General features: G+C 29.7%; 15 protein-coding genes. 2 read left to right on the plus strand and 13 right to left on the minus strand.

Annotated features, from left to right (window positions below):
* Positions 1–37: 37 nt before the first annotated feature.
* The 8 genes from BUB70_RS08600 to BUB70_RS08635 form a co-directional block, all read right to left on the minus strand.
* A complete protein-coding gene (locus tag BUB70_RS08600; RefSeq protein ID WP_073120562.1) occupies positions 38–808 on the minus strand; it encodes a copper resistance protein NlpE N-terminal domain-containing protein in 771 nt (256 codons plus the stop codon).
* Positions 808–1689, minus strand: coding sequence for a cation diffusion facilitator family transporter (locus BUB70_RS08605; RefSeq protein ID WP_073120564.1), 882 nt, complete (start codon positions 1687–1689; stop codon positions 808–810). The genes BUB70_RS08600 and BUB70_RS08605 overlap by 1 nt, the downstream gene beginning before the upstream one ends.
* A gap of 149 nt (positions 1690–1838) precedes the next feature.
* Positions 1839–2267 (minus strand): FKBP-type peptidyl-prolyl cis-trans isomerase, encoded by a 429-nt coding sequence (locus BUB70_RS08610; protein WP_073120566.1) that lies wholly within the window; start codon positions 2265–2267, stop codon positions 1839–1841.
* 91 nt (positions 2268–2358) lie between these two features.
* Complete coding sequence (locus tag BUB70_RS08615) at positions 2359–4875, minus strand: hypothetical protein (protein ID WP_073120568.1); 2517 nt, start codon at positions 4873–4875, stop codon at positions 2359–2361.
* A gap of 79 nt (positions 4876–4954) precedes the next feature.
* Positions 4955–7441 (minus strand): hypothetical protein, encoded by a 2487-nt coding sequence (locus BUB70_RS08620; protein WP_073120570.1) that lies wholly within the window; start codon positions 7439–7441, stop codon positions 4955–4957.
* 122 nt (positions 7442–7563) lie between these two features.
* On the minus strand, positions 7564–10299 hold the full coding sequence (locus BUB70_RS08625) for a hypothetical protein (RefSeq protein WP_073120573.1): 2736 nt from the start codon (positions 10297–10299) through the stop codon (positions 7564–7566).
* A 118-nt stretch (positions 10300–10417) separates the two neighbouring features.
* Positions 10418–11806, minus strand: coding sequence for a dihydrolipoyl dehydrogenase (lpdA, locus tag BUB70_RS08630; protein WP_073120575.1), 1389 nt, complete (start codon positions 11804–11806; stop codon positions 10418–10420).
* A 132-nt stretch (positions 11807–11938) separates the two neighbouring features.
* Positions 11939–12820 carry a helix-turn-helix transcriptional regulator gene (locus tag BUB70_RS08635; RefSeq protein ID WP_073120577.1) on the minus strand — a complete coding sequence of 294 codons (882 nt, stop codon included), beginning with the start codon at positions 12818–12820 and terminating at the stop codon, positions 11939–11941.
* 112 nt (positions 12821–12932) lie between these two features.
* On the opposite strand from BUB70_RS08635, the gene BUB70_RS08640 reads away from it, so the two are divergent.
* Positions 12933–13292 (plus strand): DUF983 domain-containing protein, encoded by a 360-nt coding sequence (locus tag BUB70_RS08640; protein ID WP_073120581.1) that lies wholly within the window; start codon positions 12933–12935, stop codon positions 13290–13292.
* A gap of 114 nt (positions 13293–13406) precedes the next feature.
* Positions 13407–13952: an RNA polymerase sigma factor gene (locus tag BUB70_RS08645; protein ID WP_073120583.1), complete on the plus strand. Its 546-nt coding sequence runs from the start codon at positions 13407–13409 to the stop codon at positions 13950–13952.
* Between the two features lie 81 nt (positions 13953–14033).
* Here the strand turns inward: BUB70_RS08645 and BUB70_RS08650 are convergent, their stop codons facing one another.
* From BUB70_RS08650 to BUB70_RS08670, 5 genes are all read right to left on the minus strand, one after another.
* Positions 14034–15455 carry a purple acid phosphatase family protein gene (locus BUB70_RS08650; protein WP_073120928.1) on the minus strand — a complete coding sequence of 474 codons (1422 nt, stop codon included), beginning with the start codon at positions 15453–15455 and terminating at the stop codon, positions 14034–14036.
* A 64-nt stretch (positions 15456–15519) separates the two neighbouring features.
* A complete protein-coding gene (locus BUB70_RS08655) occupies positions 15520–17247 on the minus strand; it encodes a SusD/RagB family nutrient-binding outer membrane lipoprotein (protein WP_073120585.1) in 1728 nt (575 codons plus the stop codon).
* Between the two features lie 19 nt (positions 17248–17266).
* Positions 17267–20818, minus strand: coding sequence for a SusC/RagA family TonB-linked outer membrane protein (locus tag BUB70_RS08660; RefSeq protein WP_084730232.1), 3552 nt, complete (start codon positions 20816–20818; stop codon positions 17267–17269).
* 125 nt (positions 20819–20943) lie between these two features.
* Positions 20944–22092, minus strand: coding sequence for a FecR family protein (locus BUB70_RS08665; protein ID WP_073120587.1), 1149 nt, complete (start codon positions 22090–22092; stop codon positions 20944–20946).
* A 145-nt stretch (positions 22093–22237) separates the two neighbouring features.
* Positions 22238–23170 (minus strand): magnesium transporter CorA family protein, encoded by a 933-nt coding sequence (locus BUB70_RS08670; protein ID WP_073120590.1) that lies wholly within the window; start codon positions 23168–23170, stop codon positions 22238–22240.
* Between the last annotated feature and the right edge of the window lies 1 nt (position 23171).

Raw genomic sequence — 23171 nt, forward strand, 5'->3', positions numbered from 1 at the left:
AATTTCTTAAAATATTTTTTTGAATTACTCTTTTGATTTATTTCTGCACTCTAGCAAATTTTGCCAAAGGTGCCATCCTAGCTTTGTTTAAAGAAAGTGTATCGTTTATAACAGTGTAGTTATCTGCTGTTTCTAAAACCTTTAGTAAGGTAGCTTCATAAGGAGTGTTAAAACATAACTTTTGTGTAGATGCTAATTTTGTGAATGATACTCTGTTTCCATGTTTTATTATAAAGTTTCCATGGAAATTATTACAACCGGCATTTCCTGTAATATCATCACTAGAACTGTTTAAAGTAAAATAAGGAATGGTGTTATTTTCTTTTTCAATTACTTCTCCTTCTAATTCTATTAATTCCCATTGAACATCAGTAAGCATTTTGTCTATAGCCATTTTACCAAGTACATATTGAGTTGCCAAGGCTCCTTTAATGTTTTCGTTTTGTTTGTTTAATTGAATCAAGGTGTTTTCTCCAACCATGTAAGTTTTGTTATCAAGAATAATATTACTTCCTATCTCATCCCAAGTAAAATTTCCTTTTTTGGTAATAAAGTCTTCACCTTTTCCTAGGTATTTAATTTGTTTGGTATAAGTTAAATCATCATTAATGCTTATTTTGGTAACAATACCACTACAATCAGCACAAGGAAGTGTACCTGTATAGGTTCCTGCCCAGTCTAAAGAATTTTTACTACTGTGTTCATCAAGAAAAGCAGCATCAATATGATGTGAGTTGTGTTTTTCAGAGGTTTTGCAACCAGTGATGAAAATGCTTAAAATTGCGAATACTAATAGGTTAGTTTTCATTATAATGTATTTTGATGATATGGTTCTATATGTATTAAAATATGTCCTAAATTAGGAACTTTTTGTTTTAAAGTGTCTTTTAGTAAATGTGATATTTCATGTCCTTTTGTAACTGATATTTTTCCGTTTACTCTTGCATGTAAATCTACATGATGATGCATTCCTGCTTTTCTTATAAAACATTTTTCAGTCCCCATAATTCCTGGAACTGTTTCAGATACTTTTCTAATTTCATCAATTAAATCATCATACCTATGTTCATCCATAATTTCTCCCAAAGCAGGTCTAAAAATATGATAAGCATTGTATATAATAATAACTGATGCAATTAACGCAGCCCAATCGTCGGCTGTTTCGTATCCGTCACCTAAAGTAACAGCAATTAATATACCAATAAATGCTGCAATTGATGTTAAGGCATCACTTCTATGATGCCAAGCATCTGCTTTTAAAGATGAACTGTTGGTTTTGTGACTATTATGGATCACTATTCTGTAAGAAATTTCTTTCCAAATAATTATAACACCTAATATATATAAAGTCCATGTGTGTGGTACTTTATGGGGAGTTTGTATGTTGATGATACTTTTATAAGCAATAATAATAGCAGAGGCTATTAAAAAGACTACCACGATAAATGTCATTAAAGGTTCAATTTTACCATGTCCATATGGATGGTTTTCATCAGCAGGTTTTTTAGCATATTTCAAACCAAGTAAAACCAATAAAGAAGAAAAAATATCAGAAGTAGATTCAATAGCATCTGCTACCAAAGCATAGGAATGTCCTACGATTCCTGTTACCCCTTTAATGATGGCTAAAAGAATATTTCCAATTAAACTAAAGTAGATAGTTTTAATTGCTTTTTGTTGATTAATCATAATGATAATAAGATATTGACATCGATTTTATGATATGCTAAAGGTACAAAATAGTGATTGATAAGTAATTTTACAAGAGTGTGCATAGATAAAAAAACACCTTTTACTTTAGTAAAAGGTGCTTTTAATATTTTAATAATGTTAAAGAATTAGTTTACAGCAACTAATTCAATATCAAAAATTAAGTCTTCACCAGCTAATGGGTGATTTGCATCTAGTACAACTTCTTCTTCTTCAACTCCAACAATTAATAAAGCTTGAGTTTGTCCGTCTTCACGGCTAGCTTGTAATTGCATTCCTACCTGTGGTTCTAAATCTTCAGGTAATTGAGTTTTAGGTAATTTAAAAACTGCTTCTTCATTTCTAGCACCGTAAGCTTCATCTGCAGGAATGGTAACTTGTTTGCTATCACCAATAGTCATCCCATCAACAGCAGTATCAAAACCTGGTATCATTTGTCCGGCTCCAACAGTAAACTCTAAAGGTTCTCTTTCTCTAGAACTGTCAAATACTTGCTCGTTTGTTAATTTTCCTGTGTAGTGTACTTTTACAGTACTTCCTTGTTTTGCTTGAGACATATCTCTCTGTTTTTTAATTTGAACGAGTAAAGTTATGGTTTTCTATAGAGATGACTAAATGATTTAAGGTTTAATTATAAATGAATGTTAATTACTCCACATTAAATGTTTTAATGGCATGAATAGGTTGTCCATTGCTAGAAATTCCTTCTACTTCAATAATATAATCGCTTCTGATATCACTTGTAAAAAATGAAATTCTTACTCCACTTTTTTGAGTTGTAATAATTCTAGGAGCCCAATGTAGTGTTGTTCTTAGGTCTGTGTTATCCATTTCGTTAAAACCTTTGATGTGATCTGGAGCAGAAAATTGTCTGGCAATATAAAAACCAGGGGCATTATAGTCTACAATACCTGGTTTTCTTTCAGCTGCTTTGTTTCCTGGCATACCTTTTCCAGATTTTGAATACATAACAATCATATTAGCTTTGTTATAAAAAAGACGAGCTTGGCTATTTTCAATTAAAAGATCATAAAAAGATATTTGATTTGGATTTATGGCTGCTAAAACGGCAAAATCAATTGGCATTCCGTCTAAGAATACGGCAAGAGGAGCATTGTCTCTTTGAGTCACAAATTCATTACCATTGTCAATTAATCTAGGGTTTAAGCTTAATAATTCCCACATAGAGGTAGGAACGTAGTCTAATCTTGTTACATCAATTCTAGCTTTAGGGTCAAAAGGATCTCCGTATTCTGCACGTCTGTTCATTTCTTTTTTTCTCTTCTGTGCTTCAGACTCTTTTTTAGCTTCTAATTCAACAGTTTGTAGTTGCTCTATTTTTTGGTTGTATTCAAATTTTATTTGCTCAACATATTCTGTTACTTTAATAAAATTAGCTTCTTGTTTTTCTTTATCAGTGGTAAGAATTGTATTTGTGTGTTCAACTACAGGACTTTTATGTTCGTTATCAAGTAGAATCATTACTTCTCTATCCTTAGCATTTTTACTTTCAAAATTCCCTAAACGAGCCTCTAAGAAAACAGACATTGAATTTGGGTAGACATAGGGTCCAAATTGAAATCTTCCTAAAGTATCTGTTTTTATAATAGGGGTTTGTGCTAAAACTTTGTCAAAAAAGGTAAGTCTAATATCTGTTTGAGCAGGACCATAAGGTCTTTTTAATCTATTTGTAACACCAGAAATATATAAACCTTCTTCTGCTTGATATTCTAATTCTTTCTTTTTTCCGTGTAGTAATTCTTGCCATGTAAAACGTTTCCAACCATTAGCCATCATTACCAAATCTAACATATATCTTCTTCTGGCATCATTTTCTTTTTCAAAAAAGTAACCAGGCTCTTCAACTTGACCTCTTAAATCGGAATTTAATAAAAGATATGTTTTAATATTATTGGTTCTGGTACTATATGGAAAAGCTTTTAAATCTCTAACAGCCATCGATAAAAAACTAGTTTGATTTAGTCCATTCATGTTTTTTACCCCTAAATCTAATGTTACTTTTTCTCTAATTTTATAAGTTTCTTTATCTGTTTTTAGAGTTGTTTTTATGTTGTTGGTAGGATTGTCTACAAATACTGTTCTTTCTGCTATAGGATGTCCTTCTTGATCAAATAAAGTAATGCTAACAACACCATCACTTAATGAAGTAGTTGGAATTTGAGTAGCATATGTTTTGGTGTTTTGATCTAAATATTTTTTAAACAAAAGTTCTCCTCTTTGATGTGCAATTAAATAATTGTTTTGCAAACCATTTTCTTTGTTGCTAATAATGTTTATTAAAATGCTTTTCCCTGTGTTTGTGGTACTAAGTACAGATCCTTTAGATAAAGATATTGGTAATGGATAGTTTACTTTTTTACCATTAATATTAGCATTTACATGATATTTTTTTCCTGCAACTGGTAAAATTGAAAAAGTTCCTAAACCAAATTTTAACGTTTTAATTTCAGAAATGATAGTTCCATTTTGGTCTGTTAAAGTTCCAGTAAAATTAATGTCACTGTATTTTTTGTCTTTAATTTTAAAAGCTACTTTAGATTGAATTCCATTGATTAAATATCCTCCTTCGGGATAAAAAGACAATTCTGGAACAGACTCTGAGTTGATTGAGACGTTTGGTTTGTTTGTAGTTTGATTTGTTTTGTTACTGATTATATTATTATTATTATTATTATTATTATTATTATTATTCTCTTTGTTTAAAACATCGTAAATAGAGATTTCTTTTTGGAAAAAATGAGGAACAGATTCGTTTCTCATAAAGTTGGTGTATCCTCGTATGATATATTTTCCTGGTCTCCATTCTTTATTAATTTTGAAATCACCAGCTACACTAATATCTTCAATATATAATTTTTTTTTTGCGACGATACTATCGTTAGAGTTGATAAGTTCTACATATAAAACTTTACTCTTGTTGCTTTTTTGATGAGTTATTCCATTTACTAAATATCCAGTAAACCAAATATCTTCATCAAGAACATACATGGGCTTGTCTGTTTGAAGATATACTTTTTCGGGAGTTCTTTTTTGAGTATATGCATCTAGTTTGTCATCAATAAGTTTTAAAAAATCAGTTTGATTAATAATGGTAAAAGATAATACACTAAATAAAATACAAATTAATATTAATGATTTTTTCATAGTTTTTGTCTGGTTTACTTTTAGACTTGAAATAAGCTAAAATGTTTAATACGTACTTAGTAAAAAGGAATATTGTGATTTACTCCACATTAAACGTTTTAATGGCGTGTATTGGTTGTCCATTAGCTGAAATTCCTTCCACTTCTATAATATAATCACTTTTTAAATCACTGGTGAAAAATGTAATCTCAGAACTTTTATCACTAGTTGTTTTAATTATTGGCTCCCAATGTAAAGTAGTTCTAACATCATTGTTATTCATTTCTTCAAAACCATTTATATGGTCTGGAGCATAAAATTTTCTTGCAGTGTAAAAACCTACAGCATTAAAATTGATAACACCTGGCTCTCTTTTTATGGCTTTACTTCTTTCATTTCCAGATAGGGAAAAAAGTGCAATAGCACCACCTCCTGAAGTTCCCAGTAAGTTTACATCAGCTCCAACAAGAACATCAACAAAAGAAATTTCAAAAGCGTTGATTGATTTAATGAAATCAGAATCTACTTCCATTCTATCTAAAAATATTTTAGCTGGTGCTTGAGTTCTCGTTAAGTATAATTTTCCATTGGAAACATAAACTCCTGATAATCTTGATGCCAATTGATATGCAGTTAAGGAAGATATTCCTTTTAAATCACCTACATCAACACGTTTACTCCCTCCTAAACCAACACCACCGTAGCCTGACTTCCTGTTCATTTCTGCTCTTCTTCTAGATTCTTCCGTTTTTCTTTTAGCTGTTAGTTCAACAGCTTTTAGTTTTTCAACTTTTTGGTTGTACTCAAATTTTATTTGCTCTATGTATTGGGTAACTTTAAGAAAGTTAGCTTCTTTTTTTAGGTCATTACTATTATTAATACTATGTGTGTTGTGGTTTATTTCTGGACTAGCTTCGGGTTGATCAACAAGAATAACAACATTTCTTTCCTTATAATCATCACTAACAAAATTATGTACTCTAGCTTCAATTAAAACAGGTATAGTATCCATAAACCCATAAGGACCAAATGTAAAACGACCTAATGAGTCAGATATTTTTGTAGGCTCTTGAGAGAAAATTTTTCCTAAAAAAGTTAATCTTACTGGGCCTTTATTTTCTGTGTATGGCTTTTTTAATTTTTTAACAACTCCAGAAATAGAAATACTGTTTTCAGGTTCAAATTTTTGTTTCTTATCTTTATTTGATAATAATTCCTGCCAAGTAAAACGTTTCCATCCATGAGTCATCATTACTAAATCTAAAATGTATCTTCTTTTAGGATCGTTTTCCTTTTCAAAAAAATAACCAGGATCTTCTATTTTTCCTCTCAAGTCTGAAGTTAAAAGTAAATAGGTTTTAATATTGGGAGTACGTGTGTTATATGGAAAAGCTTTTAAATCTCTAACACTCATAGATAAAGTGCTAGGTTCTTTAGTACCACTTGTATTAGTTACATCTAGGTTTAAAGTTACTTTTTTACGTGAATTATAAGTTTGTTGATTTGTATTGATTGTTGCTTTAAGATTATTTTTTGAATTATCTACAAATACTGATCTTTCTGCTACAGGATTTCCTTCATTATTAAATAAAGTAAAATTAACTACTCCATCAGCTAAAGAAGTTGTAGGTATTTTTAAAGAACTAGATTTTTTATTTGTTTCTTGATAGTTCTTAAACAGAAGAGTTCCTCTTTCATGCGCAACTAAATAAGTATTTTGTAAACCGTTATCTAAGGTGCTTTTGGCATTTATAATAATCGAGCTTCCTGCATTGGTTACATTAAGAGTGTATCCTTTGTCTAATGCATTAGGTAAAGGATATTTTTCTTCTTTCCCGTTAATAAGCATGCTTAAATAATAAGTGTTATTAGGTTTAGGGTTAATCATAAAATTACCAAGACCAAATTCTAGAGTTTTAATTTCTGTAATTTCTTCCCCATTTTGATTTTTTAAAAAACCTTTAAGACTGATATTTTTATATTTATCATTTTTTACTTTAAAAGCAACTCTATTGGGTAAGTTATTTATTAAATATCCACCTTCAGGATAGAATGATACTATAGGTTTTAAGTTTAAAGTAGCGTCTGAGTTAATTTCATTTTCAATTTCTAAAATACTATCTTTTTGAGTAATACTATCTTTTTGGATAGTGTAAATAGGAATTTCTTTTTTAAAAAAACTTCCATACTTATCATTCTTCATATAATTGGTGTAGCCTCGTAAAATATAATTTCCAGCTTCCCAGTTATTATCTATTTTTATATCTCCAGCGACACTGATATCGTTAACATATAAAGTTCGTTGGGCTACAATACTATCTTTTGGGTTGATGAGTTCTACATGTAAAACTCTACTTTTATCAGTTCGTTGATGTGTAATTCCATTTACTAGATACCCTGTAAACCATATATCTTCATCTAAAGTATAAATAGGTTTGTCTGTCTGAATGTATATTTTTTCGGGATAATGATTGTTACTGTAGTCTTCTAACTTTTCTTGTAGTATTTTTTGAAAATCAATTTGATTGTAGATTGTAAAGGATAGGATGCATAATGAAGTGCAAATTAGTAATAATGATTTTTTCATAATTTTTCTGTATAGCTTTTTTTAGGCCTAAAATAAAAATAAATGTTTTATTTACACTTATGTAAATGACTTTATTTTAGCTTTTTATTAAATGTTTAAAAATATGTATTGGTTATCAAAAATTAATTTACAGTATAGGTAAATTCTTGATAACCAATTTCACCTTTGTCATTAATGGCTTCAATAACAATAATCATTTCACCAGGTTTATCTGCATTGTAAAAAGAAGATGATACTTCTCCTAATTCATTTGTGTTTAATACGGGTTGCCAATGTATTAGACTTCTTAAGTCTGGCTTTTGCCAATCATTTTCATTTATAGAATCATATTTAGGGGAGTAAAATTTAATGGGTTCTGAAAAAACAGAAATAGTGTTTTTAGTGACTCCTTTAGGTTTGACAGCTCCATAGATTCCTTTTTTAGCATGGGTGTAAATAGCAATAACATTTCCCCATGGTGGGGGATAAGGTGATTTGGTTAAATCATAGTATAGGAGGTTAAAGCCATTTGCATATTCAATAATTTCAAAACTACTTACTTCACTTGGGGGGATGTTTGGAATAAGGTGGTAGTCATGAATAGCAACAGGAATTCCATCAATAACAACAAGTGTTGGCATATTATTTACTGTAGCATGCAAGTATTGATCAGGATGTCGTTGTATTCTAACTTTATCAGGAAAGTTGAATAATAAAACACTATACAGACCATAAGACCATTCTTTTTCTTTAGCTAAAATTTCTTTTCCATCAATTACAGTATTAGGTTTACCATATCTATCTGCAACTTTTTTTCTATTAGGTGTCATTTTATAAGCTGTAATATCAACTTCTTCTAAAAGAACACTTCCGTATTGCATTTCAAATTTCTTTTGTGTTTCTTTTTTTTCTATACTTTTTTCTACAAATACTTCTATAATACTATCTATTGATTTGATAGGTTTTTCGTGTAAGAAGGAAATAAGAGGTGTCTCTTTTATATCTAATTCAAGAGGATAATTTTTATTCTTTAACTTTTTTGAGGTTTGAAGAAGTATTTCCATATCATCACCATATTCATCATTTAAATGAAACTTAAATTGACCTAAACTGTCAGTTAATTGTTTGTAAAGAGATTTTTCTTTCCCAGACGTCATCATTGTTACTTCAATATCTTTTATTCCTTTTTTTGATGAAAAAATATGATTTACTTTTCCTGACAACGTTAGTGATGGCTCTGGTTGTATTTTAACACTTTTATATGGTTTAGAATAGTTGTATTTACTCCATCCTTGAGTTAACATAAGAGCTTCCAAGTGATAGTGCATACTTTTGTTTTCACTAAAATAAAACCCTGGATTTTCTATATGTCCCTTTAATTCAGAATCGAGTAAGAAATAGGAAAGTATATTTTGACGGATGCTTTGTATAGTTCCTAATTCTTTTTTATTAATGACAAGTACGGATAGATTTGTTTTTACAGGTTCTTCTTTTGCATTGGTGGTTTGTATTTTTAAATTGGTTAATTCTCGTTTGTGATACTTTTTTTGATTTTTAGTTAAATTAATTTTTATTCGTTTATCATGTTTTTCATTAAAAAAAAGTCTTCTAGCAACGGGTTGATCTAAATGATCGGACATGGTAAATGAAATAATTCCTTCTGGGAGTCCATTGTGTGGAATTAGTAATTTGGCTTTGCCTTTATTCAGTTTAACTCTTTTTTTATAGAGATTTATTCCTCTAAAAGAAAAACTAATAAAAATACTATCATTTAGTATATAATTAGAAGAGGCGTTTATGAATATATTTTTTCCTATTCTATTTATGGCTAAATTATTCCCTAAAGAAGCAACTTTAGGGAGTGGATATAATAATTTTTCATTTTGTAAATGATGGTGTTTTAATCTAGCGAAATAATTTTGAGTACTATCTGTTTTACGAATTATAAAACTCCCCATACCAAGTTCGTTACTTGTAAAAGAAGTAATTATAGAATCTTTATCGTTAAGAATAAAACCTTCAGTAAATTTGCCTTTTCCATTGGCATCAGTTGCTTTAAATCCAATTTTGCTATCTAAGCTATGTACCATTTCTCCACTTTCAGGAAAAAATTGTAGATCTATATAGTTTTTATCGAGTGCAAAGGTTTTGATGTATTTTTTATTGTTTTTTGTTAGTATTTTAAAAGTTGCAAATTGATTTTTGTCTGTTATATTGTAATTTAAATGGTATTTGTTACTGCTATCTTTTTTAATAAATAAAGTATCTGTTTTATCATCTACATTAATGTATACAGTGAGCTTTTTTTTGTGTAAAGTATCTATAACTGTAGGGTTAAAAGTTACTTGTAAATAATTTTTTTTAGACTGTTCTTTGATTAATTTAATGTTGCTAATTGGCTCTTCTTGATAATCATTAGTAAATACCTGAATATATTCTTTAAATAGAAAATCCTTTTCAAAATTTTCATTCCATTTTGTGTAAGCTCTAATAAGATATGTACCTCCTTTTATGTTTTTATCTAAATCAAAATAGTTATGACCAATTCCGTTTTTTATTTTAACTAATTTTTGTTGCCGAATCATCTCATTGGGTCCAATTAATTCAACATATAATACACCACTTAAATGAGAAGGGATGTGGTCAAATGCATTGGATAGAATACACTTAAACCAAATAGTATCTTCGTTGGTATATGTTTTTCTGTCTAATTGAAGATATATTTTTTCAGCCAACGCTGCATTAGATAGAATTGTATCATTATTCTGTGACCATGAATTAAAATGAATAAAAAATGCTAAAAAGAAAAAAATGACATTCTTAATTTTAGGCATAGAAACCGAATAAAAAGAATGAGAAATAAGTAGTTTTTTTTTCATAGAGCTGAGCAATTTTCTTTCTTTTATGACTAAAATAAGTTAAAAAAATTAGAAAATTCTCAAAAAAAAAGGAGAAAGCTTAAACTTTCTCCTTTTTAATATATTTTATTTGTAATTTTTACAAGTGAATCACTTCATCATAAGCAGCAGCAACCGCTTCCATTACAGCCTCAGACATGGTAGGGTGGGGGTGAACTGTTTTTAATACTTCGTGACCAGTAGTTTCTAACTTACGACCTAAAACAGCTTCAGCAATCATATCGGTAACTCCTGCACCAATCATATGACATCCTAACCATTCTCCGTATTTAGCATCAAAAATTACTTTTACAAATCCTTCTTTGTTTCCTGCAGCAGAAGCTTTTCCAGAAGCAGAGAATGGGAATTTTCCAATTTTTAATTCGTAACCAGCTTCTTTAGCTGCTTTTTCAGTCAATCCAACAGAAGCAATTTCTGGAGAGGCATAAGTACATCCAGGAATGTTTCCGTAATCGATAGGTTCTGTGTGTAAACCTGCAATTTTCTCAACACAAGTAATTCCTTCAGCAGATGCTACGTGAGCCAAAGCTTGACCAGGAACTACATCACCAATAGCATAATAACCTGGGATGTTTGTTTGGTAAAAATCGTTTACAATAATTTTATCTCTATCAACTACAATTCCAACATCTTCTAATCCAATGTTCTCAATGTTTGTTTTAATTCCAACCGCAGATAATAAAATATCAGCTTCTAATTTTTCTTCTCCTTTTGCAGTTTTAACAGTAGCAACTACTCCTTTACCAGAAGTATCTACAGATTCTACAGCAGAGTTTAACATTACTTTAATTCCAGATTTTTTTAAAGAATTTAAAAATGCTTTAGAAACATCTTCATCTTCTACAGGAACCACGTTAGGCATAAATTCTACAATGGTTACATCAGTACCCATAGAGTTGTAAAAGTGAGCAAATTCAACACCAATAGCTCCAGAACCTACTACAATCATTTTCTTTGGTTGCTCTGGTAAACTCATTGCCTGACGGTATCCTATAACTTTTTTACCATCTTGTGGTAAGTTTGGTAATTCTCTAGAACGAGCACCTGTTGCGATAATAATATGATCTGCATCGTATTCTGTTACTTTACCATCAGCATCAGTAACATCAACTTTTTTACCAGGCTTTACTTTACCTGTACCCATAATTACATCAATCTTGTTCTTTTTCATTAAGAACTCAATTCCTTTACTCATTCCTTGAGCAACACCACGAGAACGTTTTATTACTGCCTCAAAATCTTTATCAATAGCTTCAGCTTTTAAACCATAGTCATCAACATGTTTTAAGTAATCATATACTTGAGCACTTTTTAATAAAGCTTTGGTTGGAATACATCCCCAGTTTAAACAGATACCTCCTAAAGATTCTTTTTCTATAACAGCAGTTTTAAATCCTAACTGTGAAGCTCTAATTGCGGTAACATATCCTCCAGGTCCACTTCCAATAACAATAACGTCGTATTTCATGTGTATATATTTTAATCTAGTGATTGAATTTTATAATGTATGCAAATGTAAGAATTACAAACTATATTACATAAGTTAAGAAGATAGAAATTCTAAGTATACCTCCCCATAAAACGATATTATTTTATCTGTTTATTTTACTGATGAATCCTTTTTTAAAGATGTTCTAAATTTACTAGGAGTTAATTGTGTGTGTTTTTTAAAAAGTCTTGAAAAGTAAGAGTAGTCTTCATAACCCAATGTTTGTGCAATTTCATTGATAGATGCTGAATCAAAAGTTAACATTCTTTTACTTTCTATAATAATTTTTTCAGCAATTAAACTGGTTACTGTTTTGTTTAACAGTTCTTTACATATTCTGTTTAAATGTTTTAGACTGATGTTCATCTTACTTGCATAAAAAGAAGGTGATTTTTCTGATGTATAATATTGTTCTAACAATTTGTTGAAAACCTGAATTTTATGATGGTAAGTTTGAAAAGAATAATTGTTTTCAGATAAAAATTTTCTAGAAATTTCTATGTGAATGATATCTATAATGTTTAGTAATTTATCTGTTTTTCTAGATTTTTTTTGTTGATTTTCTTGAATCAATAATTTAAAATAATATTCAATATCAACTATTTCCTTTTCATTTAAGATAATTTCAGAGATGTTTTTCTCAGATTGATAAAAAGGATATTCTTCAATTTTTTTATGACCAAAATATAGATTGTAAATTTCACTTGAGTAAAAAATAATATACCCCTCTATATCATTAGACAACTCCCAACCATGAGCTTGCCCTGGTTTTATCATATATAAACTCCCTTTTTTTATATGATAGTTTTCTAAGTCAATTTGATGTGTCCCTGTTCCATGGGTAAATAACACCAAAAGATAAAAATTATGTCGATGAGATTTTTCTATAAAACTATGTTCAATTAAATGATTTTTAAAGGTATTGATGTACAAATGATTCTTGTGAATATTAGTATTAAAATTCTGAATAGTATATACAGGTACTTTTTTCATAATGTCTTTTTTGTGCTATAAATGGAGAAGATAAGAATTATTTACATATCTACATGTATTTAGTTTTGTGGCATAGTTATGATAATAGTGTTTCACTACAAAACAAAGTAAAATGTTAAAAGCAATAAAATCTGTATTTGGTAATAGATGTCCTAAATGTGGTAAAGGAAAAGTGTATAAAGACAAAAATATTTTATTTAGTCTTAAAACTCCAAAAATGAATGATGAGTGTAGTGCTTGTCACAATAAGTTCATCAAAGAACCAGGTTTTTTTATTGGTGCAATGTATGTTAGCTATGGATTAGGAGTTGCAGAAGCATTGATAACTTACTTTATAGCAAGTCAATTTTTTGATAAATCTTTAGATTTAAGAATCATTCCCGTTATTGTAATTGTCATGATTCTTTTAACTTTTTTTAATATCAAGCTTTCTAGACTGATATGGATTTATATGTTTAGAAGTATAAAGTAATAAAAAAGATAATTTTACTTATTGATATAATTATCTTAATGATAAGGTAATTACTCTTCTTCTTTTTTTTAGTTTTTATAGCTGAAATTTACATTTTATATTACTCTTAGTATAATGATGAATGTAGATAAGGATACTGAAAATCTGATAAAAAAACTTATTAAAGGTAATGAGAAAGCATACATGTATTTAATTAAGACTTACTACAAAAAACTATTTCTTTATGCTTATAATCTTTCTAAAAATCAAGTATTAGCAGAAGACATTGTTCAAAATGTTTTTATGCGAATCTGGGAAAATAGAAAACAGCTTAACATAAAAGAATCTTTCAAAAGCTTTTTATACAAATCTGTCTATAATGAATTTATTAATAATTATAGAAAGCAGCAATCCTCATTAGCTTTAGACACTATTTTCTTTGATACTATTAATACTTCATCAGATGATCTAAGTATTGATAATCAAAGATTGGCCTTGGTTTATAATGAAATTGAAAATTTACCAACTAAGTGTAAGCAAGTTTTTTTACTTAGTAAAAAAGAGGGGTTAACCAATCAAGAAATTTCAGAGCATTTAAATATAACGATAAAGGCTGTAGAAAATCATATTACCAATGCATTTAGTATTATTAGAAACAATTTAAAAGAAGATAAAGCATAAAAAAACCGTCTAAATTTTAGACGGTTTTCCGCCGAAATTTACTGCTATAAATAACGGCTGCTTTAAACAAAGTAACAAAACTTATCTTCCTTTTTTAAAATCTTTTTTTAGTCTAATATTTACTTCAGATGCATTGTTAATTAATTCTTTATTACCATTTTCGTCTTTTATCAAACTAAAACTATCATATACATTTCCTTTGGTAGTGTATGAGTTGTAGTGAATCGTATCATTTTCAACAGTAATGATTTGAAAAAGTTGTACATATTCTCCTCTTTTTACCATCCAATCTTGGTCTTGAGATTCATACATTTTTGGTCCACTAACCGATACTGCATAAACAGCTCCAGCATCTTTCACAATTGTTTTTCCTAAACCTTCATTAGAAGCATAACCTCTTGCATAAGTATGGTCATGTCCTTGTAATACTAAATCCACATTGTATTTATCAATCAAAGGTTTTAAAGACTCTCTTAATTCTTTATTATCTCTTCCTTTGGCAGTAGAAAATATTGGGTAGTGCATGGTAAGTGTAATCCATTTTTTATGATTGTTTGCTAATACAGAGTCTAACCATTTTGTTTGTGCTTTTCTAGAACGCTCACTGTTGTTAAAACTTTGTGCATCTATAGATATTAATTTCATGTTTTGATAATCTAAAGTATAGCAAGTTTCTTTGAGCTCATCTAAAGGACCATTTTCTGGCAATGTAAATTGGGGTCTCCATAAAGAGGATAACTTTGTTCTGTTTACACTTTTGTCATATTCATGGTTTCCTGGAGTCATAATACTTGGAACTGTTGCGTGAATAAAACTACCCGCATAAAACCATTCTCCCCATTCTCTGTCAGATTCGCTGTGGTTAATTAAATCTCCTGCGTGTAACATAAAATCCACTTCGGGCATCATTTTGTATGATTTTCGAATCACTCTAGACCACATTGACTTTACATCGTTTTGTGCATCACCAAAGTAAATAAAACTAAAAGGTTCATTTTGGTTTGTTGATGGGGTTGTAAGTTGAAACCATTCACTCCAAGTATCATCATTTTTACCTCCATCACCAACGCGATAAACATAAGTAGTATTTGGTATTAAATTTTTAACAATTGCAGAATGATAGGCTGCATTTACTAGTGGTTCATGATCTCTAATGTTTTCAACTTGGATAAATTCTGTAGTAGCAATAATTTGTTGCATACTGTTATCTAATAAAAAATCAGGACCATGAGTTTCTTTAGCAATTTGAACATAGGCAGTATCTATTTCTTGACTAGTTCTCCAATTGATAGCAAAACTGTGATTTGGATCTTCGGTTAAACTGACAATAATCCTATCGGGTGTTTTAGAAGGGAAAATAAGTTTATGTGCGGGTATGTTAGATTCAGAAGCATAGTGAACATGTTGGTGTGAGTTGTGGTTATGATGATGTGTTGCTTTAATTTTTTTACTACACCCAGAAAGGATGATGAAACCTAAAAGAATACCTCCAATTTTTTTCATTTTTATTGACTTTTGTTTTGTGAAAATAGAGCAGGTACTTTGCATAGCACCTGCTCTAATGAATTTATTGTAACAACCACATATTAGACCATTGGTCATTTGTTGTTGGTTGTAAATTTTGAATAGCTTTTAGCATATTGTTTTCATTATAAGGATCGGTGTAAAAAAATCTGATAGGAGTTTTTTTACCTTTTGTTCCAGAAATGATGTTCTTATTTAAATCTGGATATCCAGTTCTTCTAAAATCAAACCAAGACTCTGTAGTTAACCATAGAGCAATCCATTTTTGATGCATAATAGGAACTAGTTTATTCCCTGCATTGTCAAAAATTTGTTTAGCGTTTGCGATGTATTCATTTTGGTTAAATGCAACTAAAGTGTTATTTGCTTTATCATAAACGGCATTTACATCTCCATCATTAATTTGGTATTGGTTGAATGATAATTCAATTCCAGCTTTGTAATATTCATATGCATTATTATTGATATATCCACGAGTACTGGCTTCTGCTAATAAAAATTTTACTTCTGCTGATGTCATAAAAATAGACTTCACTAATTCATGACTATTTTCGGAGTACATATCTGCTAAATAAGAAGTATGTGGGTTTGCAGCAGCATTTAAGTAAATGTTTTGATTTAGGTTAGAGATATCATTTTTAACATCACTAAGCGTTCCTCCCATATTAAAATCATTTGGAGCACTTAAAGCAATCGGTAAACCAACAAATAAATTAGTATTAATATCATTTTCTAAATTGTCATCATTGTTTAGAGCATTGATATCTATATCAACATAACGTTTTATTCTGTTACTTTCTAATTCAACTTTGTTAGTAGTTCCTTGCGCAAGTTGAGCATCAACAGGTTTTATCCATTTGGTTAAACGAGGATCTTTTAAGTCAGTTAAATCATTAACAATAGTAGCTGATGGTTTTCTACGATAAAATTCAGATCTATTACTCCAGTTTAAAGCACCACCAGGCCAGCTATTTTTACTATCTGTACCAATATAGGCTACTTCTGCATTGTCATTATTGTTTTCTAAAATAGGATATTCATTGGCATTGTTAACAATATTTGCTATTTCTGATGATATGTTGATGTCTGAATTATTTTTCTCAGACAATCTCATTAAAAATCTTAAACGCAAAGAGTTAGCAAGTTTTCTCCATTTTTGTCCGTCACCGTGGTACATCACATCACTATCTATGGCCTCTTTACAAATAGTGGTGTTTTTTAAAAGAGTGTTTGCTTGTTTTAAATTATTAAGAATGTTTGTGAATACTTCTTCTTGCGTATCATATTGAGGTTTAAAAAACTCATCTCCTCCTTTTTCAGCATTTAAAGCTTTGCTATATGGAACATCTCCAAAAGCAGAAGTAATAAATCCATAATGATAAGATTTTATGATGATTGCAACAGCTTGATAGTAGTTTTTTACTTCACCCTGTTTTTCTGTTTCTGCTCTTTTATAAATGTATTCACTGTCTTTTAAAGGCTCATAAAAGTTACCAAAATCAACAGCTCCCCATTGATAATTATTTTCTTCATAACTTGTAAAATCTCTTTGTAAATATTGACAAGCTGCAGAAAGTTCTCCCCAATCATAAGACATTTTACTGTTTAATTTTGCAGATTCTGATAGAATACCTGTAAGAACAAATTTAATATCAACCTCAGTGTCAGGTAGTGCGTTTGGACTGGTATTGATATCGTCTAAAGATTCACTACAAGAGCTTGCCAAAAGCGTAATAATTGAAAGTGAAAATGTGATTATATATTTTTTCATTTTTTTCTGTATTTATTAATTAAAAACTAACATTAAGTCTAAATCCAATAGGGGCAGACCATGGGGCAAGGTTCCATTTTTCAAAACCTTGATTTCCATCGTTAAAAGCCAATTCAGGATCTATACCTATGTCTGCTTTTGTCCATAACATGATGTTTTTTGCGTATATAGAAAGCGAAATGTTTTGTGCAGAAATAAACTTTGCAATGTTTTCGGAAAACTGATAAGTAAGGGTGATGTCTCTTAATTTTATAAAGGAAGCATCATACATAAAAGTATCTCCTGTTCTCCAGAAACTCCCACTAGATTCCACAACTCTATAAGCATCAAAGAATTTAGTACCTGGTGCTCCAAAGTTTTCGGTATAAGTACCATCTCCATTATCTATTACCCCAGGAAAAAAGGCACCGTTGTAGTTTCCGTTATATTCAAATCCTCCAAGATCTTTATTTCTACCACCAACCCAAACATTGTTATCTCTGTAAATTGGGTTAGATTTAATTTCATTTGCTAATGCAGTTCTATCTCCACCATAGGAATTAGCGTTTAAGACTCCTGTAAAAGTACTGGTACTAATTCCATTGTTCCAGCTTTCAATTTTACCAGAACGTGCCATTCTTTTCATAGATTCTGAAAAGAAATCACCACCTTGTCTCCAATCAATACTAGCAGAAAGCGTAAGGTTTTTATATGAAACAGAAGTGTTAAATCCGATGGTAAAATCATTGTTAAAGTTTCCAACTTTTGGTTGATTTTCTTGAGCTCTATCTACGTCCCATCTACCATTAGCATCTAATAAGTTCCATCCTTTATATTTTCCTTCTTGTACTTTTTTAACATAAGGAGCGTATAAATCTCCAATAATACCACCAACTTTGGTAAAAGCCCCCATATCTCTTCCTCCACCAAAAGAAACACGATCAATACCATCTACTAAGGCGACTAATTTACTTTGTTGCTTGGTAAAGTTAAAATTCATATCCCATAAGAAATCTTTTGTTTTGATTGGGATGATATTTAAACCTAATTCAATTCCATAATTTTCAACATTACCTGCGTTAATAGTGGTGCTAGTATAACCAGTTAGAGGAGAAACCGCAACGTTTAAAATTTGGTTTTTGTTTTGAGTTTTGTAATAAGTTGCATCTAATCCTAAACGTCCATGGAATAATTTAATATCTGTTCCTATTTCATAAGAAGTTGCAATTTCTGGTTTTAAATTGGTGTTAGGCATACTGCTTGGGAGCGAGTAAGTAAAATCGTTACCCCAATATCCTTGTGAAAGCGTAGGATTAATTAAGTATGGAGAAGTATCTTTACCTACTTGAGCCCAACTAGATCTTAATTTAAGTAAAGAAATCCATGTAGGCATATTTACAAATTGTGAAACCAAAACACTAGTAGATACTGATGGATAAAAGTAAGATCTATTTTCTTTAGGCAGCGTACTAGACCAATCATTACGAGCTGTTACATCAACAAATGCGTAGTCTTTATAACCTAAAGATAACATTCCGTAAGCACTGTAAATTGCTTTTTTGTAACGACTACTGTTGTACGATAATCCTCCTCTTTCTACATTAGATAAAGTATATAGGCCCGGGAGTACTAAATTATCACCTCCGGCACTGATAGCATTATTATCACTATTCATGATATTTCCTCCAAGAGAAGGATCTATACGAAAATCTCCCAGTTGTTGTTTGTAAGAAAATAATACATCAATGTTTGTTTCGCTAGCACTGTTTTTGGCAATATTGTAAGACCCGTAAGGTTTACTACTTCCAAAACCATCAAAAGACCAAGGTCTAATAATTTCTGTTTTGTTGCTATTGCTACTATTAGAAAATCTAGCCATTGCATTAAAACTAGAAGTAATTTCCCAGTCTAATTTAATGTTTCCAAAAGCTCTTATTTTATCAAAAGTATTTCTTCTTTCGTTTGCAGAAAACCAAGGGTTATTATAACCTTCGGTTATTTTACGTTGTTGTGCATTTTGTACTTCCCAGTAATTATCTTTTAAATCGTTGATATTGATATGAGGAGCAATGTTATAGATATCAAAATATTGATCATTTCCTCCTAAAGATTGAATAGGATAGTTGTCTGAATTTGGATTAGAAAGGTTGATGTTGGTAGATAACGTTACTTTATCTGTTATTTTATAACTAGTGGTTAAATTAACACCAATTTTTTTTAGTTCTGTACCTGGTGTAAAACCTTCTCCTTTTAAGTGAGATAATGATAAACGAAAGTTCCCTTTATCATACGCTCCAGAAACACTTACATCATTTATAGTAGTAACTCCAGTCTTAAAAAAATCTTTTAAACTATTGTCATAAAATTTTAAAGGAGTTTCTTGACCATTGCTATTCCATTGCACAGCTGATGTCCCTTCTTCAGCTCCATACCAATGTTGCCAAGTAGCTTCATCAAATTGTCCTTTTTGACCATTGGTAAATCTGTTTTGTAAGTCAATATATTTGTATGGAGTGTTAAAAGTAGTGGTGGTGTTAAAAGTAACTCCAATTCCTTTTTTAGTGTTTTTACCAGATTTTGTAGTAATTAAAATGACCCCATTTCCAGCTCTAGAACCATAAAGAGCTGCAGCACTAGCACCTTTTAGTACAGATATGTTTTCAATATCCATAGAACTAATATCAGCCATAACATTGGTGTCTCCTATAGGAGAACCATCAATAACTACCAATGGTTGGTCATTACCTGTTAAAGATGTTTTCCCTCTAATAGTAACATAAGTTTCATTGTTTAAATCATTTCCTCCTCTTCTAATATCTAAACCAGAAATTTTACCAGACAAACCTCCTAAAACATTTTCTTGAGGAACAAGGTTAACTTTTTCAGAATTTATTTCACCTACAGAATAACCAAGAGCTTTTTTTTCTCTTTTCATTCCTAATGCAGTTACTACTACTTCATCCATTTTTTCTATAGATGTTTCTAGTGTTACTGTTAAATAGGTATTGTTATTAACAGGAACTTCTTGAGTAGTCATTCCAGCAAATGAAAAGATAAGAACACTTTCTTTGTTTGGAACTAATATGCTAAAGTCACCATCAAAATTAGATAATACACCTTTGTTAGTTCCCTTCACAACTATGTTAACGCCAGGTAAAAGAATTCCATCGGCATCTTTTACAATTCCTTTAATTTCAATAGGAGTAGTTTGAGATATTTTTTGAGATTTTTTAGGCTTAACTTTTATAATTATATGTTTCTCTACTATTTCGTAAGTTTTGTTTGTATTTTTAAAAAGTTGATTTAAAACATTTTCAACATTTTCATTTTTAACATGAATACTTACAACTTTCTTGATATCAACATCTTTAATGTTATATAAGAATTTATATTCGGTACGAGCTTCAATTTCATCAAGTACTTTTTCAATGGTTACTTTTTGAAGATTTAATGTGATTTTTATGTTTTGACCATAGTTATTTGCAAAAGAGCTAAATAAACTAATAAACAAGAAAATGGTTGTTAACTTAGTTTTTAAGTTAAATTTTAAAGAGTGTAAAATGTTACTCTTGATTTGTTTAAATTTTTTCATATTTTTGATAAGATTATTATAGTGGTAATTTTTATATCACTTTTTTCTATAAGAAGATGTTCCCGCATCTTCTTTTTTTTTTGATATATGCCTAGACTTTACTTCATGTTCATGTGATTTCTATTTTAATTAATAATTATTTTTTGGTTGATTGTTTCATAATTAAAAGGATAGCTTTTACTAAAAGTGCTTAATATTTCCTCAACACTTTCTTTTGCATTAAAACTGGCGTTAAAATATTGTTGATCTAGTTTTTTGTTATTATTAACAATGGAAATGTTGTAGTTACGCTCTAACCTTTTGATAATATTTTTAAAAGAAATATCTCTAAAAATTAAAGTTCCTGTTCTCCAGCTAGTATAAATTTTAGTATCTACTTTTTTAGTAGAAAAGGTTTGTTTGTCTGTATTGTAAACACCTTTAACTCCTGGTTTTAATAATGTTGTTGAATTGATATTGTAAACATCATTGTTATACAAGCCTACCAATCCTTCAACTAAAACAGTAGATATGTTTTTTTCTTCGGGGTATGCAGAAACATTAAATTGCGTTCCTAGTACACGAACTTTTAGTTGATTTGCATTTACAACAAATGGATGCAATGTGTCTTTAGCTACATTAAAAAAAGCTTCTCCATTAAGAGATACTTCTCTTTTTTTATTGTTAGAAAATTGACTAGGATATTCTATTGAAGTTCCAGAATTTAAAGTAATTATGGTCCCGTCAGACAATACCAGTTCAAAATGTTTTCCATAAGGAACTGTCAATTTATTGATGATTTCTTTTTCAGATATTTTATTAGAAGTAGTATATACAATTCTATTTGCTTGTTGAAAACCAATGACATTTCCATTGATATCTACAATTTTTTTAGAACCATTTTCTTGAATAATTTCTGTTTTTCCATTTCCTAAATCAAGAATAATTTGGTCTGTATTAGCAATATAATTTTCTTTTCTAGTTAAATTTTGATATACTAAATAAGTAGAACAAATTGCTATTAATAATATAGAAGCATATTTTAGTAATTTAAATGGAAGTAGTTTTCTAACTTTTGTTTTATCCTTAGTTTTAAAGATTTCTTTATTTATAAAATCAGATTTATGATTTTTAACAAGAGCAACACTAGTAATGTAATCTAGTTTTATGTATTCTTTAAAAAGCTCTTTATTGTTAGCTAATTTTATCCAATCTTCTAATTGACGTAGTTCTTTAGTAGAAGCAGTTCCTTTTAGGTAATTAATAATACACTTTTCTATTTCAGATGTAATCATACTTTTCTTTTATATAGCTAAGACATAGCTAAAAGTAAATACCCTAGAAAACGTATGTTATGAGTGTGTTATCAATATGTTAGGTAGTTGTGTTGTTTAATTTAAAAGTGCTTTTTGTTTGGTTAATGTTTTGCTTTACAGTTGGTTATATCCATTGTCTTTTTTTAAATATAAATACACCTATTACAGATAAGATGATTGATATTAAAATCACAAATGGCAAAGCCATGGGAATATTTTCTAGTCCATTAGGAATGTTCATTCCAAAAATACTAGCAATTAAGGTTGGAATCATTAAAATAATAGAAATCAACGTTAGTTTTTTCATCACCACATTTAGGTTGTTAGAAATTACGGAGGTAAAAGTGGCCATCATACCGCTTTGTATGTTGGCATAAATTTTAGACATTTCTAAAGCTTGTCTGTTTTCAATGTAGGCATCATCTATTAGTTCTTTGTTGATGTCTTTTGTGAAATTTTTGTTTTTTCTTAATCTATTTAACACTATTTCATTGGCTTTTAGAGCCGTGATAAAATACACTAAACACTTTTCTAATTTTAACAACTTATTTAACTCTTTGTTTTTGATAGATTTTTCTAAATCTTGTTCAATCAAATTGGTCATTTTGTTGATTTGCTTTAAATGTCTTAAATACAGTTTTCCTGAATTTAAAAACAAATGAAGTACAAAATTAACACTGTCCGAAATTTGATGTGTATATCCTTTAAAGATAGCTGGATGATCCATGGGTAAAACTTCATTATCTTCTAAACAAATTGACACCGTAAAGTTTTCGGTGATAAAAACACCCAAGGGAACTGTGTAAAAAGGCAGGTTATTATTGTTAAGAGATGCTGCAGAAATTCTTAGAATGATTAAAGTCCAATCTTCATCAAATTCAACTCTAGATCTTTCATCAATATCTAAAATGTCATTGACTAAATCTCCAGGAAGATTGTATTTAGTGGTGAGTGTTTTTATTTCGTAGGAATTAGGATTGGTTACATTGATCCAACATCCTTTTTCTGCTTTTTCAATTTCTGTGGACTCTCCAAAGGTTTTAAATATTTTAATCATA

The organism is Wenyingzhuangia marina, from assembly GCF_900130035.1.
Lineage (GTDB): Bacteria > Bacteroidota > Bacteroidia > Flavobacteriales > Flavobacteriaceae > Wenyingzhuangia > Wenyingzhuangia marina.

Bases quoted from the DNA above. Each gene is read 5' to 3' on its own strand.
- BUB70_RS08600 (WP_073120562.1), bottom strand. From the start codon at position 808: ATGAAAACTAACCTATTAGTATTCGCAATTTTAAGCATTTTCATCACT.
- BUB70_RS08605 (WP_073120564.1), bottom strand. From the start codon at position 1,689: ATGATTAATCAACAAAAAGCAATTAAAACTATCTACTTTAGTTTAATT.
- BUB70_RS08610 (WP_073120566.1), bottom strand. From the start codon at position 2,267: ATGTCTCAAGCAAAACAAGGAAGTACTGTAAAAGTACACTACACAGGA.
- BUB70_RS08615 (WP_073120568.1), bottom strand. From the start codon at position 4,875: ATGAAAAAATCATTAATATTAATTTGTATTTTATTTAGTGTATTATCT.
- BUB70_RS08620 (WP_073120570.1), bottom strand. From the start codon at position 7,441: ATGAAAAAATCATTATTACTAATTTGCACTTCATTATGCATCCTATCC.
- BUB70_RS08625 (WP_073120573.1), bottom strand. From the start codon at position 10,299: ATGAAAAAAAAACTACTTATTTCTCATTCTTTTTATTCGGTTTCTATG.
- lpdA (WP_073120575.1), bottom strand. From the start codon at position 11,806: ATGAAATACGACGTTATTGTTATTGGAAGTGGACCTGGAGGATATGTT.
- BUB70_RS08635 (WP_073120577.1), bottom strand. From the start codon at position 12,820: ATGAAAAAAGTACCTGTATATACTATTCAGAATTTTAATACTAATATT.
- BUB70_RS08640 (WP_073120581.1), top strand. From the start codon at position 12,933: ATGTTAAAAGCAATAAAATCTGTATTTGGTAATAGATGTCCTAAATGT.
- BUB70_RS08645 (WP_073120583.1), top strand. From the start codon at position 13,407: ATGATGAATGTAGATAAGGATACTGAAAATCTGATAAAAAAACTTATT.
- BUB70_RS08650 (WP_073120928.1), bottom strand. From the start codon at position 15,455: ATGAAAAAAATTGGAGGTATTCTTTTAGGTTTCATCATCCTTTCTGGG.
- BUB70_RS08655 (WP_073120585.1), bottom strand. From the start codon at position 17,247: ATGAAAAAATATATAATCACATTTTCACTTTCAATTATTACGCTTTTG.
- BUB70_RS08660 (WP_084730232.1), bottom strand. From the start codon at position 20,818: ATGAAAAAATTTAAACAAATCAAGAGTAACATTTTACACTCTTTAAAA.
- BUB70_RS08665 (WP_073120587.1), bottom strand. From the start codon at position 22,092: ATGATTACATCTGAAATAGAAAAGTGTATTATTAATTACCTAAAAGGA.
- BUB70_RS08670 (WP_073120590.1), bottom strand. From the start codon at position 23,170: ATGATTAAAATATTTAAAACCTTTGGAGAGTCCACAGAAATTGAAAAA.